Source organism: Cryobacterium sp. GrIS_2_6, from assembly GCF_035984545.1.
Taxonomy (GTDB): domain Bacteria; phylum Actinomycetota; class Actinomycetes; order Actinomycetales; family Microbacteriaceae; genus Cryobacterium.
In genome coordinates this window covers 3,696,615-3,710,074 of the sequence record NZ_JAXCHP010000001.1, presented here as the reverse complement: position 1 = coordinate 3,710,074, position 13,460 = coordinate 3,696,615, and the positions used below count along the sequence as shown (strand labels likewise).

Here is a 13,460-nt window from a genome sequence, read left to right as displayed (position 1 = left end):
GTTGTCGACGATGCCGGAGGCATCAGTGATCGTGATCCTTGGGGTCGCCCCGTCGGCAGGAAAACTTCGGCCAGCATCGCGTCAGCGCCTTCGGGGTTCAGCGTCGCGGTGAACGGGCGACCCGGGCTCGCCCTCCCGGGAAGGATGTGCTGGATGGCGCCCGGCTCGTTTCCAACGGCAGTCCCTGTCGGTGACGCGGCCACTGGCGCCGCGGCCGCGGAGCTAACCCGGGCGCCGCCGTTCGCTCTGGCGGGAGCACCGCATCCGATCCCGGCTCCGTCGACACAGGTCTTCTTTTGGCTGTCTCGCGGATACAGGTCGGCGAGGACCACAGTGATTGGGCACGGTTCCGAGTTCATCTGATTGTGCGTGTAGGGGTGGACGAACGGGATCATGGTCTGCCGCCCGCCAGACGCACCGGGCCAAGTCTTCGGGTCGCTGGGAAAACGGGTGTTGCAGACGTAGTCCGCGATCGCATGACGTTCCTCATCGCCGAGCGCCACGTAGGTCTCGATACCGCCGTTGACTGTCACCACCGGCAGCTTTATTACGGCAGGACTGCTCCGGTTAGAGGCTTGCCCTCTGAGCTGATTGAGTCCTTTGGGGGCTTGGCCGGGTGGCGTCGGCGATGGCGTCGGCCGCTCGCACGAGCGCGAGGTGGGAGAGCGCCTGGGGAGTGTTTCCGACTTGACGTGAACCGGCCACGTCATACTCCTCGCTCAGCAGCCCCACGTCGTTGCAGAAGCTGACGAGTCGATCCATCAAGGTGCGCGCGTCCGCTACTCGGCCGCTGCGCGCATATTGCTCCACCAGCCAGAAGGAACACGCGAGGAATGGATGCTCGCCCGCGGGCAATCCGTCTACTCCCGATTCCGTGCGATAGCGCATCAGCAGTCCGTCGTGCAGTAGTTCCTCCTCGAGGGCCGCAACGGTTCCGAGCATCCGCGGGTCATCGGCGCCGACGTAGCCGATCTGGGAGAGAAGTAGCAGGGAGGCATCCACCCCGGTGCTGCCGTAGTACTGCGTGTAGGTGTTCCGAGCTGCGTCAAAACCTCGCGATTCGATCTCGGTACGCACCTCGTCTCGCAGGTGGGTCCAGCGCTTCACCGGGCCATCCAGCCCAAAATCGGTGACGGCGTGCACGGCGCAGTCGAATGCGGCCCAGATCATGGCCCGGGATGACACGAAATCACGTTGCGGTCCGCGGATCTCCCATATGCCATTGTCGGGGCGCCGCCAGTTTTCCTCGACGTAGGTCATCAGAGCGCGCTGAAGAGGCCAGGAGAATTCGTCCTCGGCCACCCCGAGTGTGCGAGCGGCCTGCAGGGCGATCATGACCTCGCCGAAGATATCGCCCTGGTATTGGCGCCAGGCGTCGTTGCCCACCCGCACCGGGGAGGCTCCGCCGTAGCCGGGCAGGCTGTCCACCTCCCTCTCCGTGAGGCGACGTTCACCGGACAGGCCGTACATGATCTGCACGTCGCCCGGGTCTCCTGCCACCGCCCGGAGCAGCCACTTGCGCCACGAATCCGCCTCGGCATGGAACCCGTGCTTGAGCAGCACGTTCAGAGTCAGGGACGCATCGCGCAGCCAGACGTAGCGATAGTCCCAGTTTCGATGGCCGCCGAACGACTCAGGAAGGCTTGTCGTCGCAGCCGCGACGATGCCGCCCGTGTCCTCGTGGGTGAGAGCGCGTAACACGAGCAGCGAACGGTGCACCTCGTCGTGATAGACCGGTGAGGCGACACAGCGGGATGCCCAGTCCTGCCACCAACGGGTGGTCTCGGCAAGGCTGTCATCCACCACGCTGCGTGGGGGTGACTGGCGGTGCGATGGGTACCAGGTCATCGAGGAATCCACTGTCTGCCCGGCAGCAACGGTGAATTCGGCAACGTGCGTGTGGTCGGATGCCCGCAACTTCGGCCCGCGCATAATCACGGCATCGGGGCCAGCGACCGCCACGAGGGCGTGACCGTGTTCGTCGGGTGCCTGACGCACCCAGGGAAGGGCCTCCGCATAGTAGAACCGGAACCGGACGTCCATCATCATCGGCACGCTGCCGCGAATACCGGTGACCCGGCGGATCACATCCGCACGCCGGTCGCCGTGGGGCATGAAGTCGGTGACTTCCACCTCGCCGTCGGCAGTCTCCCACCGGGTGACGAGGATGAAGGTGTCCTCTTCGTACCGCCGGGATGTCGACAGCACCTTGCCTGCCGGTGCAAGCAGCCAGCGCCCATGATTCATTGTGCCCAGCAGCGCGCCGAAGATGGACGGAGAGTCGAACCGCGGGAAGCAAAGCCAGTCAATGCTGCCGTCCCGTCCAACCAGACCGGCCGTGTGGCAGTCGCCGATCAGGGCGTAGTCCTCGATGTGCAGAGCCATTTCGCCAGTCTTGCAGAGGTATCCTGTGCCCATGACTGACCACATCGGAACTCTCGTCATACTCGGAGCGGGCGGGGATCTCACCAAAAGGTTGCTGCTCCCGGGCCTGGGCCAGTTGCTCAGTAGCTCCCGGGGCTACGACCTTCGACTGATCGGTGTGGGATTCGATCCGATGACGGATGCCGAGTGGCGCGCCCGCGTCGGCGAGTCATTCGCCCAGGGAGGACCCGAGAGCCCCCGGTCGACGAAGGTGGCACAGAATTCTGTCTACCTCCAGGCGGACGTGACAAAACCGGCGGACCTCACCCGCATCCTCGCCGCCGCGACAGGCACACCTGCGCTCTACTTCGCGTTGCCTCCACACGTAACGATTCTTGCGATCGCCGCACTGGAAAAGGTCGGCTTGCCGAAAGGCGCAGTGCTCGGGATGGAGAAGCCGTTCGGCACCAACCTGCGCAGCGCCCAGGCGCTCAACCGTCAACTCATGAAGCTTCTCCCGGAGAAGCACATCCACCGTGTCGATCACTTTCTCGGAAAGTCGACCGTTCTCAACCTGCTCGGCCTCCGTTTCACCAATCGCATGTTCGAGCAGGTCTGGAGCGCAGAGCACATCGAGCGGGTGGACATCGTCTTCGACGAGACACTGGGCCTGGAGGGTCGCGCCGGATATTACGACAAGGCCGGCGCCCTTGTCGATATGATCCAGAGCCACCTGCTTCTCGTGATGGCGCTCACGGCAATGGAGCCTCCGTCGAGTCTGGACGCCGACGACCTGCGCGGATCGATGGCCCAGGTACTGCGCGCCACCCACCCTTGGAAGGGCGACCCGGCGGCCGCCGGTCGCCGCGCTCGCTACACCGGAGGCACGATCGAGGGGCGGAAGCTCCCGGCCTACGTCAAAGAGGCCGGAGTGAATCCGGAACTCGATACCGAAACGCTCGCGGAGGTCACCGTCGGAATCGAGAACTGGCGCTGGGCAGGTGTTCCGTTCCGATTACGCTCAGGAAAGGCAATCGCCGACAAGTGCCAAAAGATCGTCGTGACTTTCAAGGACGTACCGCACCGACCATACGGTTTCACCGGCAACCCCGGGCCCGCACGGCTCACCATCTCGCTGACCCCGGACAGCATCGAACTCGACCTCAACATCAACGGCGAAGACGATCCCTTCGCCCTCGACCGCGTCAGCCTCGGTGTGCAATTCGCCGCGGGAGAACTCGGCCCATACGGCGAAGTGCTGCACGGCATCCTCTCCGACGACCCGACCCTGTCGGTTCGGGCAGACGCGGTAGAAGAGTGCTGGCGAATCGTCGCGCCGATCCTCTCTGCCTGGCGCAAGGGCCAAGTACCCATCGACAACTACCGAGCCGGCTCCACAGGGCCACTGACTGGCACTACCGTGAAGCAATTGTCCCCACGCCGACCCGGGAGAGCGCCCGGGCGTACACACTCGTGCTCACCGAGCGCCTGGCCACAATCTCAAGCGAACGGGAGCAGCGCACCCGCGCCGGCCGCGCCGAATCCCAGACGGTACGCCCCCAGCAGAAGTAGACCGCCAGCCCGCTCCCCACGGCGCCCCGAGTCGCGACCGGATCCTCGACAGGCCGTGTGCCTGGTCGTCGGGTCTGATAATCGCTGCGGCCGCCACGGGCGGCACGGCATTGGCGCTCGTCGGTGCCGCTGTTGTGGTCTTGTTCACATAGGCGATCGGTGACGGTGAGTTTGCTCATCCATCCGATCCGGGTTGCTTCTGGGGCCACCACCACCGCGTCGTGGGCGTATAGCTACGACAAGGCCGGCAGGCGCACCCGACAGGTCCGCGCTGGGACCACCGGGGGCACCGCGGGCACCATCGACTACAACTACAACGGTGACAACCAACCCACCAGCACCACCGCCGACATCAGCACCTGGACCTATGACACGGCCGGGAACCAGAAAAAGAGCGGCCTGACTGGAACCCCGGCCAACTACAACTACTTCGGCGCCGCGACCGACATCGGCGCCGCCGACTTCACCTCAATCCACCGATCAGCTGGGGTTGGAATCAGGATAAGGAGGCGCGTGGGGTTGGATTGAGGATGAGAAGGAGCGATAATTCGGCGGCCACAGCGGTCTTGCCAACGCCAGATCTGCCGCCGATAAAGATCAATTCAGTGGGTTGCACTCACCCAGCCTGGTACGGCAATGCGGGCGCGGTCTGTTCCGGGATGGTCCGCCTATAGAAGTTGAGAAATGATGTCCGCACGCGGGACCGCCGACGGACACTCCCCCGCGGAGACTGGACTGCGCGGCCCGCCTGGGCAGGAGAATCGCATGTGCCCCGCGCGCACGAAAGTCCCGCTCACGTACGTCTTACGGGACGCCCGGAGAGACACTGGCTGACTTGTCCGAGGGCCCGCATTGGGACGCGCAACGGAGCTTTGCCCGAAACGCAAACCTAGACCGGAGTTTAGAGCGGAGCTGAGTGGCATCCGAGACAAGAGAAAGGCCCTCCGACCGAGATAATCACTGGTCAAAGGGCCTTTATGTGTAGCGGGAGCGGGAATTGAACCCGCGACACCACGATTATGAGCCGTGTGCTCTAACCAACTGAGCTACCCCGCCACGGCCTGCCAGCCTCACGACCGCCCAAGCCTGAGCCCCCTGTGGGAATCGGACCCACTACCTCTTCCTTACCAAGGAAGTGCTCTACCAATGAGCTAAGGGGGCAAAACTTCTCTTCAGAAGTTGCGCCCTGAATTTCGGCAACCGGTAAACATTATCATCTCCGCCGCCCTCCCCGTGACCGTTTCACCCAACGGGCACGAGCACCCCGGGAAGCACCCACGCCGTGAACGAAGGTCCGGGCGTCGTCAGGCGGATGCCGTCGGTCGCGCCCACGAGCTCGGCGTCGCCGAGAAGCCGCATCGCGGCATCCGCGCCCGCCAGCGTTCCGGTCGGCAGGGACACCGCACCGGGCGCCGGTGCCGCCATCAGGAGCACGGACTCATCGCCCGTTTCGCGCACGAAGACGAGCACGTCGTCGTCGACGTGCAGCCAGCGCATCGAGCCTGCGTTGAGGGCCGGGTGGCCGGTACGCAGGTGGATCAGGGCGGCGTGGAGGTCGATTGTCTTCGCGACCGCCGGCTCCCCGGCGCCCGCCCAGGCATCGGCGTGCGCGAGTGCTCGCCGTCGTCGCCGGTGAGGCCGAACTCATCCCCGGCGAAGGCGACCGGGATGCCGGGCAACGTGACCGACAGGCCCAACGCCACGGGCACGGTTCGGTCCAGGGCGTCAGTTCGGAAGCGAGGTGTGTCGTGCGAGTCGAGGGCGTTCCTGGTGGCGAGCCGGGTCCGCCAGGGGAACCCGGCGGTGAATCGGCGATGCGCCTCGACGAATTGCACCCCGGTGTACTGCGGGATCGTGCCAGAGGGCAAGCCGCAGAACGACGACGCGCTGTTCGGCTTCGAGAGCCAGCCCCAGACCGGCCGGGTGAAGTTCGCGTAGGTCATCGCGCCGTGCCACGCGTCGCCCTGGAAGTCGCTCGCGGCATCATTGGTGCTTTCACCGAGCAGGATCGTGTCGGGGTTGACGTCGATCATGGTACGGCGGATGGTCTGGCGCACCTCGGCGTTGAGGTCGTCGCCGAGCATCCGCCCGGTCTTGTTGCGGACCGGCCGAACCGGTCCGGGAAGACCTGGTACATCACGGTCGACCTCGCCCACTCCGCGGCGAAGCAAACGTGACGCGCTTGACGTCCTCCGAGTCGAGTGTCTCGATGGGATGCACGCCGCTCGCGTTCAGCCAGGCGTGGCCGCCGTCGGCCCGCGTGAGGAGGAACCGGTAGCCGTGCACCGGGTTCTCCACGATCACCTCGGCCTCCCCCACCGGGCGCCGTCGACCGTGCCGAGCAGGTGCGCCGCACTGAATCGAGGCTTCCTGTCGGGGTTGGACCGTGCGTAGACGGCAGTGACGGCGCCGAACTGCCGGGGAACGCGCACCCGCACCTGCACCCTCTTCCCGAGCGCGGGAGTCTGGGTGGAGACGTAGAGCGGTGAACCGTCGTGGTGAGGCTCTGCAGAGGGCTGCGGGCGCATCGTGCCGATTACTTGACGGACCCGGCGGTCAGCCCGCCGACGATGTACTTCTGCAGAAACAGGAACAGGGCCATCACCGGCAGCGCCGCGAGCACGGCCCCGGCGGCGAACACCGAGTAGTTGCTCGAGAACTCCTGGGAGACGAACTGGTAGAGCCCGACGGCGAGGGTCTGCTTCTCGGGGGTGATCAGCACGATGCTCGCGATCACGAACTCATTGGTGGTGCCGACGAAGGAGAGCAGGCCGACGACGGCGAGGATCGGGGCGACGAGCCGCAGGATGATCGTGAAGAAGATCCGGGCATGGCCGGCGCCGTCGATCTTGGCCGCCTCGTCGATCGAGGCGGGGATCGTGTTGAAGAAGCCGTACATCAGGTAGGTGTTCACGCCGAGGGCGCCGCCGAGGTAGACCATGATCAGCCCGATCTGGGTGTCGAGGCCGATCGCGGGGAAGATGTCCGAGATGCCGCTGAGCAGCAGGAAGATCGCGACGACGGCGAGGAGCTGCGGGAACATCTGCACGAGGACGAGCATCAGCAGCCCCGCCCGACGCCCGCGGAAGCGCATGCGGGAGAAGGAATATGCGGCGAGCGCCCCGAGGAAGACGGTGCACACCGAGGTGATCGTTCCGATCAGGAGCGTGTTGCCGTACCAGGCGGCATATGGCTGCTGCGGCAGGTTGAACAGGGTCGAGTAGCTGCCGAGGTCGACCTCGTTGAAGAGGCCGTTCGCGGTGATCAGGGTGCCACCCGGGTGAAGCGACGCGGAGAGTACGTAGAGCAGCGGGAACGCGGAGAACACGACCATGACGGCGCCGACGAGGTGCCGCCAGCCGGTGCGGGAGAACCACCGGCCGAAGTTGAACGGTCGTTTGGTCGGGATGTACTGGTCGCTGGTTTCGGGGGCTGCGATTCGCATCTCAGTTCAACTCCTCTAACGCCTTGGTCTGTTTGAAGCTGACGATCGACACGAGCGCGACCAGCAGGAAGATGATGATCGAGAACGCGCTCGTGAGCCCGTAGTCACGGCTCGCGCCGACGAAGGCGACCTTGTACACCATCGAGATCAGGATGTCAGTGGCCCCGACGTTCACGCCGGCCGTGACGTCACGGGGACCGCCGCCGGTGAGCATGTAGATCAGGTTGAAGTTGTTGAAGTTGAACGCGAACGATGAGATCAGCAGCGGCGCGACCGAGACGAGCAGCAGCGGGAGCTTGATCAGCCGGAACACCTGCCAGGGCCTCGCCCCGTCCACGGTCGCGGCCTCCTGGATCTCGGACGGGATCGACTGCAGCGCCCCCGTGCAGACCAGGAACATGTACGGGAAGCCGAGCCAGAGGTTGACGAAGATGATGCTGAACTTGGCCAGCCATTCGTTGGTCAGCCAGGGGATGTCCGCCCCGCCGAAGAGCACCTGGTTCACGAAGCCGAATTGCGGGTTGAGCATGCCCGCCCAGACCAGGGCTGAGAGGAAGGCCGGGAAGGCGTACGGCAGGATCATCACCACCCGGTAGACGTTCCGTCCCCGCATCCGCAGGTCGTTGAAGACGATCGCGAGGAAGAGCCCGAGCCCGAAGGTGGTCAGCACCGAGAGCAAGGCGAAGGCGAAGGTCCACAGGGTGACGCTGATGAGCGGCCCGCGGATGGACTCGGAGCCGAAGGCGTGCACGAAGTTCGCGAAGCCCACCTCGACCTTCCAGCCGGGGAGCAGTTCCTCGCCGCTCGGCGCCACGAAGGAGCCGGTCTTGCCGTTGTCGGCGTAGACGACGCCGGTGCTGCTGTTCGTCATGGTGCCGTCGGCGGCGGAGTAGACAAGGTCGGAGACGTAGAGGTAGGCGCTCGACCCGTCGGGGGTGCGGAGGGACCCGTCGTTCGGGTCGTCCGAGACGGGGACGGAGAGCGCGGCGATGTCCTGCTGCTGGGCGACGATGTCGGCGAAGCGCAGCGACGTGTAGCCGGCGAGGCCGGTGGCCTTTCCCGTGGCATCCGTCGTCGCGTCGGTGACGACCCGGAGGGGGCTCGTCGCCGAGCCGACGCTGATGGTGCCGTCGGGGTCGGTGACGAGGAAGCTGAACTCGCCGGACTGTTCGAGCACGGTGAGGCCGTAGCTCGCGGAGTCGGGAACCCGCTCCTGCGAGGAGACGATGAGTGCGTTGACCGCGTCGGCCTTGGTGCTGTTGTGACCGGTGCCGTAGTTGGTGAAAGCGATGTAGCCGGAGTAGCCGATCACGAAGATCTGGAAGATGAGCAGGAAGATCAGCCCGGGCGCGAGGTACTTGGCCGGGAGCTTCTGGTGGCTGAAGTAGATCCAGTTGACGACCAGGGTCACGAAGGCGACGAGGCCGACGACGACCCAGTCCTGTTTCATGACGAGCACGAAGAGGGCGTAGACGCTGATCGCGTCGACGATGCCGAGAAGCACGATCTTCACCAGGAGCACCTTGACCCCGGCGGAGGCGGCCTCGGCGACCCGGGCGGCCCGCCGGGAGCGTTTCGTCTGCCTCAGCTGCGCCGCGTCCTGCTCGGTGCGTGGTGTGGTCATCGTTGTCCGCCTTCTCGGGTGCAGGTTGTGCTGGTGAGCGGATGCCCGTCCGCGGGGGGCCGGGGACGGGCATCCGTCGTTCTGTGGTGCTGTGGTGCTGTGGTGCTGGTGGTGCTGGTGGTGCTGGTGGTGCTGGTGGTGCTTCGTTACTTGATGGCTGTCTGGATGTCGGCGGTCATCTTCTGCCACAGGGCGACCGGGTCACCCTTCTGGGAAATGATCGCCGCTTCGGTGACACCCCAGAACTGCCAGACCTTGCCCATCTGCGGGATGCTCGGCATCGGGACGGCCGTGGCCGCAACCTTGCCGAAGCCGGCGGTGATCGGGTCTGAGCTGGCCGCCTCGAAGGCCGCGGTGTTGGCCGGGGCCCGGCCGCCGACCTTATAGAGGGCGGTCTGTACCTTTTCGCTGCCGATGTAGTTGACGAGGAACTCATTCGCGGCGAGGGCGTTCTTACTCTTGGCGCTCACGACGAAGCCCTGCACGCCGACGAACGGCTGTGCCGTCTGGCCGCCGGCCGACGGGATCGGGTCGACGGCGACGGTGATGCCTGCCTTCTGGGCGTCCGGGACGTTCCACGGGCCGGTGATCAGGAAGGGCGAGGCTCCCGCGAGGAACTTCTCCTTGGCGATGTCGCTCGTGACGTTCAGGCTCAGGTTGCCTGTCGCGCCCTGGGCGCCGAGCCAGGTCGCGAAGCCCTCGCCACCGGCGTTGCCGATGGACAGGTCGTTCGCGTTGTAGCTGCCGTCGGCGTTGGTGCCGAAGACCGGGGCGCCGAAGGAGGTCTGGAACGGGTACAGGTGGTACGGGTCGGCGTCCGGGCCGAGCTGCACGAGGTACGGGAACTCGGTGCCGGCGGCCTTGCCCGCTGCGACCATGTCGTCATAGGTGGCGGGGGCGGCCGGCGCCAGCGCGGTGTTGCGGAGCAGGGCGATGTTCTCGATGGAGTACGGGACGCCGTAGGTCTTGCCCTCGACGCTCATCGCCGTGACCGCGACCTTCTGGTAGTTGGCGGCGGTGTCGCCGAGTTCGACCGGCTGGACGACGCCGTTGGCGACGAAGTTGCCGAGCCAGTCGTGGGCGGCGATCGTGATGTCCGGGCCCTTGTCGGTGGGAACCTGGGCGATGAACTCGTCCTGGATCTTGGTGAAGTCCTTCTGGACCAGCTTCACCTCGACACCGGTCTCCTGGGTGAAGGCTGCGGCGGCATCCTTGAGCACGGGTGCGCGGTCGGCGTCGACCCAGACGGTCAGGCTTCCAGAGCCGGCGGCGGCCGTGGAGCTCGCTGTCGAGGCGGCCCCTCCGCTTGAACAGCCGGTCAGGGCCAGTGTTGCGGCTGCCAGTACGGCGCCGGCGGCAAGCAGGGCTTTCTTCTTCACCATCATTGGTGTGCCTCTCGTAGAACGAACAAATAAAAGTGCAAGCGTTTACATGTTTAGTCGATCGACTGTTGATTGGCAATTCAAAGCACGATGGTATCTTAAAGTTTGTCGGAATCGTTTAAGCATAGATTTCTGCAAACGCTTTCATCTGGGATTACATGCAGTAAAGTTTTCGTCATGACAGGCTCCGAATGGTGGCGTACCGCCGTTATCTACCAGATCTATCCGCGCTCGTTTGCTGACTCGAACGGCGACGGTATGGGCGACCTCGCCGGCATTACCAGCCGGCTCCCCGCCCTGCGCGATCTCGGCATCGACGCGATCTGGCTTTCACCGTTCTATACGTCGCCCCAGCGCGACGCGGGGTACGACGTGGCCGACTACTGCGACGTCGATCCCCTCTTCGGCACCCTCGACGATTTCGCCACCCTGCAGGCGACGGCGCACGATCTCGGCATCCGGGTCATCGTCGATATCGTGCCCAACCACTCCTCGAACGATCACCCCTGGTTCCAGGCCGCCCTCGCGGCCGGCCCGGGCAGCGAGGAGCGCGGGCACTACATTTTCCGCGACGGCAAGGGTGTCAATGGCCAGCTGCCGCCGAACAACTGGGAATCCGTCTTCGGCGGTCTCGCGTGGACCCGCGTCATGGAGGCCGACGGCACTCCTGGCCAGTGGTACCTGCACCTCTTCGACTCGAGCCAGCCGGACCTCGACTGGCAGAGCCCATGGGTGCGCGCACAGTTCCGCGACGTGCTGCGCTTCTGGCTCGACCGCGGCGCCGACGGTTTCCGGGTCGACGTCGCACACGGCATGATCAAGGCCGCAGGCCTCCCTGACTACATTCCCCCCGCGGACGGCGGCAGCATGGGCGGAGCCACCGCGCTCGAGCCGGGCGTCGTCGCCGAGCCCGCCGCGACCGCCCCGTACTGGGCGCAGCCCGGAGTGCACGAGATCTACCGCGACTGGCGGCTCGTGCTCGACGAGTACCCCGGCGACCGGATCCTGGCCGCCGAGGCCTGGGTCGACCCACTCAGCCACGTCGCCGAGTGGGTTCGCCCCGACGAGATGCACCAGGCCTTCAACTTCGCCTACCTCGAGACCCTCTGGGGCGGCCCCGCCCTCCGCCGCGTCATCGACGATTCCCTCGCCGCGTTCAGCGCGGTCGGGGCGCCGAGCACCTGGGTGCTCTCCAACCACGACGTGGTCAGGCACGCCTCGCGTCTCGCGCTCACGGGCGACAACCTGCAGGGTCACGGCATCGGCCCGAAGACGGTCGGCCTTCCCGATACCGTCGTCGGCCTGCGCCGCGCGCGGGCGGCATCCGCTCTCATGCTCGCCCTGCCCGGCTCGAGCTACCTGTACCAGGGCGAGGAACTCGGCCTGCCCGAGGTCGTCGACCTGCCAGACACCGCTCGCGAGGACCCGACCTGGTTCCGCACCAACGGTGAACGCTATGGCCGGGACGGATGCCGCGTGCCGCTGCCCTGGGTCGGCTCGGCCCCGTCCTACGGTTTCGGCCCGACCGCGGCCAGCTGGTTGCCGCAGCCGGCCATCTGGGGCGAACTCGCCCGCGACGTGCAGGAAGGCGTGCCGACGTCGACCCTCGAGCTCTACAAGCTCGCCCTCCGGCTCCGCAGGGAGCACGGCCTCGGGCTCGGTTCGGTGTCCTGGCTGAACGGGCTCGGTGACGCGGTCGTGGCGTTCACGAACGGCAGCGTGACCGTCGTCGCGAACACGGGGGCGGCATCCGTCACCCTGCCCGCCGGCGAGGTGCTGCTCGCCAGTGAACCTCTCACGGGACGCACCCTGCCCGGCGACACCACGGCCTGGCTGCTCGCCTAGCTCCACCCTCCCTCAGCCGAGGTGTCGCAGATCGATGTTCGCGAACTCACGAAATGCAGGATCAGAACGCCGCTGAGACTCCCCCAGCCTCAACCCGCGCATGGTCCTGCATTTCGCGTCGGCGTCGGCCGGACGCGCGACGCGGTCCAGAGGTGCTCGTCCCTGCGGACGAGGGCGAGGATTCCGGCCTCGACGCGCTCCCGGTCATGCAGCAGCATCTTGTAGCTGATCCGCACGACAAGATACCCGAGCTGAACCAGTTCGAAGTTGCGGCGCCGGTCGTTCTCGAACTCGATTCCGGTATGGAATCCTTCACCGTCGAGTTCGAGCACCAGGCGGTGGCCCACGAGCAGGTCGACCCGGCCGACACCGCGGATCCGGACCTGGGTGCGCACGCGCATCCGCTGGCGCACGCAAAACAACCGGAGCAGCGTCTCAAGCCCGGAATCGCTGCCCCCGTCGACGAGCGCGAGCCGCTTCCGCTGGGCCGGGCTGAGGTTCGCGCGGAGTTCGGCGAGTCCGCCGGGACCGAGTTCGCGGAGGTTGAGCGCGGAGTCGACAGCGACGACCGCGGCATCGCCGGGGTCGCAGAGGAACATCTCCGTGAGGGCGCGGACGAGCGGGTCGCGCGAGCGCCCTGTTCCCGGCGACCGGCTGTAGTGCACGCACACCCGATGCCTCTCCGCCTCGAGCCGTCGAGTGGGGTCGCCGGGGTCTCGCAGCCGGCTCGCCGTCGCGGGGACACGGACGTGCAGCATCCGGTCGGGAAGCAACCAGAGCCCATGCAGCCGCGCGACGGATGCCCCGGTCAGCGTGCCTCCGACCCGCACGGCCCTGACCACATCGGTCGCAGCCTCGGGAACGGCGAACCACCCGTTCCGCACCCGGCGGAGCTCCCCCGATCGCACGGCCCCTTGGACCACAGACCTCGGCACTCCCGCCATTGCGAGGTACCCGTAACTCGCCGCTCCGCCGACCTTCCTGACTACTGCCGCCGCATCCGTCATGGCCCCAGAGTGCCGCGGTGGTGCGTCCCCGCGTCCTCGGGGTCGAGATCTGTGGACAACTCGCCCCGCGAGTCGGCTCCCTGCCGGCGGGAGCGGGTGAAACGCAGGATGAGAAAGCCGTTGAGGCTGCCCCCGCCTCAGTGCGCCTCTCATCCTGCATTCCGCAGGTGGCCCGTGCAGGAGCGACGATAGATCGGGTCCCGGAGTCCAGAACACGCCCC

The 13,460-nt window shown here is 66.2% G+C and carries 12 protein-coding genes and 2 tRNA genes; 3 read left to right on the top strand and 11 right to left on the bottom strand.

Going from position 1 to position 13,460, the window contains the following annotated elements; translation table 11 throughout:
- Positions 1-567: 567 nt before the first annotated feature.
- Positions 568-2,385: a glycoside hydrolase family 15 protein gene (locus tag RCH22_RS18000; RefSeq protein WP_327015011.1), complete on the bottom strand. Its 1,818-nt coding sequence runs from the start codon at positions 2,383-2,385 to the stop codon at positions 568-570.
- A 31-nt stretch (positions 2,386-2,416) separates the two neighbouring features.
- On the opposite strand from RCH22_RS18000, the gene RCH22_RS17995 reads away from it, so the two are divergent.
- Together RCH22_RS17995 and RCH22_RS17990 are read left to right on the top strand one after the other, a co-directional pair.
- On the top strand, positions 2,417-4,099 hold the full coding sequence (locus tag RCH22_RS17995; RefSeq protein ID WP_327015010.1) for a glucose-6-phosphate dehydrogenase: 1,683 nt from the start codon (positions 2,417-2,419) through the stop codon (positions 4,097-4,099).
- Positions 4,100-4,101: 2 nt separating this feature from the next.
- On the top strand, positions 4,102-4,464 hold the full coding sequence (locus RCH22_RS17990) for a hypothetical protein (protein WP_327015009.1): 363 nt from the start codon (positions 4,102-4,104) through the stop codon (positions 4,462-4,464).
- Positions 4,465-4,918: 454 nt separating this feature from the next.
- Here the strand turns inward: RCH22_RS17990 and RCH22_RS17985 are convergent.
- The 9 genes from RCH22_RS17985 to RCH22_RS17945 form a co-directional block, all read right to left on the bottom strand.
- Positions 4,919-4,992: transfer RNA gene (locus RCH22_RS17985), tRNA-Met, on the bottom strand.
- A 33-nt stretch (positions 4,993-5,025) separates the two neighbouring features.
- A tRNA-Thr gene (locus RCH22_RS17980) sits at positions 5,026-5,097 on the bottom strand.
- An 81-nt stretch (positions 5,098-5,178) separates the two neighbouring features.
- Positions 5,179-5,433 carry a hypothetical protein gene (locus RCH22_RS17975; RefSeq protein WP_327015008.1) on the bottom strand — a complete coding sequence of 85 codons (255 nt, stop codon included), beginning with the start codon at positions 5,431-5,433 and terminating at the stop codon, positions 5,179-5,181.
- 41 nt (positions 5,434-5,474) lie between these two features.
- Positions 5,475-6,020: an alpha-amylase family glycosyl hydrolase gene (locus RCH22_RS17970; RefSeq protein WP_327015007.1), complete on the bottom strand. Its 546-nt coding sequence runs from the start codon at positions 6,018-6,020 to the stop codon at positions 5,475-5,477.
- A 52-nt stretch (positions 6,021-6,072) separates the two neighbouring features.
- Positions 6,073-6,240, bottom strand: coding sequence for a hypothetical protein (locus tag RCH22_RS17965; RefSeq protein ID WP_327015006.1), 168 nt, complete (start codon positions 6,238-6,240; stop codon positions 6,073-6,075).
- Positions 6,237-6,464, bottom strand: coding sequence for a hypothetical protein (locus tag RCH22_RS17960; protein ID WP_327015005.1), 228 nt, complete (start codon positions 6,462-6,464; stop codon positions 6,237-6,239). The genes RCH22_RS17965 and RCH22_RS17960 overlap by 4 nt, the downstream gene beginning before the upstream one ends.
- 8 nt (positions 6,465-6,472) lie before the next feature.
- Complete coding sequence (locus tag RCH22_RS17955) at positions 6,473-7,381, bottom strand: sugar ABC transporter permease (protein WP_327015004.1); 909 nt, start codon at positions 7,379-7,381, stop codon at positions 6,473-6,475.
- Position 7,382: 1 nt separating this feature from the next.
- Positions 7,383-9,005, bottom strand: a complete 1,623-nt coding sequence (locus tag RCH22_RS17950) for an ABC transporter permease subunit (protein ID WP_327015003.1) — start codon at positions 9,003-9,005, stop codon at positions 7,383-7,385.
- Positions 9,006-9,151: 146 nt separating this feature from the next.
- Positions 9,152-10,390, bottom strand: coding sequence for an extracellular solute-binding protein (locus RCH22_RS17945; protein ID WP_327015002.1), 1,239 nt, complete (start codon positions 10,388-10,390; stop codon positions 9,152-9,154).
- A gap of 174 nt (positions 10,391-10,564) precedes the next feature.
- Here RCH22_RS17945 and RCH22_RS17940 point away from each other — a divergent pair, with 174 nt between their 5' ends.
- The gene (locus tag RCH22_RS17940) at positions 10,565-12,232 is read left to right on the top strand and encodes a glycoside hydrolase family 13 protein (protein WP_327015001.1); all 1,668 of its coding nucleotides are present in this window, start codon (positions 10,565-10,567) and stop codon (positions 12,230-12,232) included.
- A gap of 89 nt (positions 12,233-12,321) precedes the next feature.
- On the opposite strand, the gene RCH22_RS17935 is transcribed toward RCH22_RS17940, so the two are convergent.
- Entirely contained in the window at positions 12,322-13,239 is a 918-nt protein-coding gene (locus RCH22_RS17935; protein ID WP_327015000.1) for a DUF559 domain-containing protein, read from the bottom strand.
- Positions 13,240-13,460 lie beyond the last annotated feature (221 nt).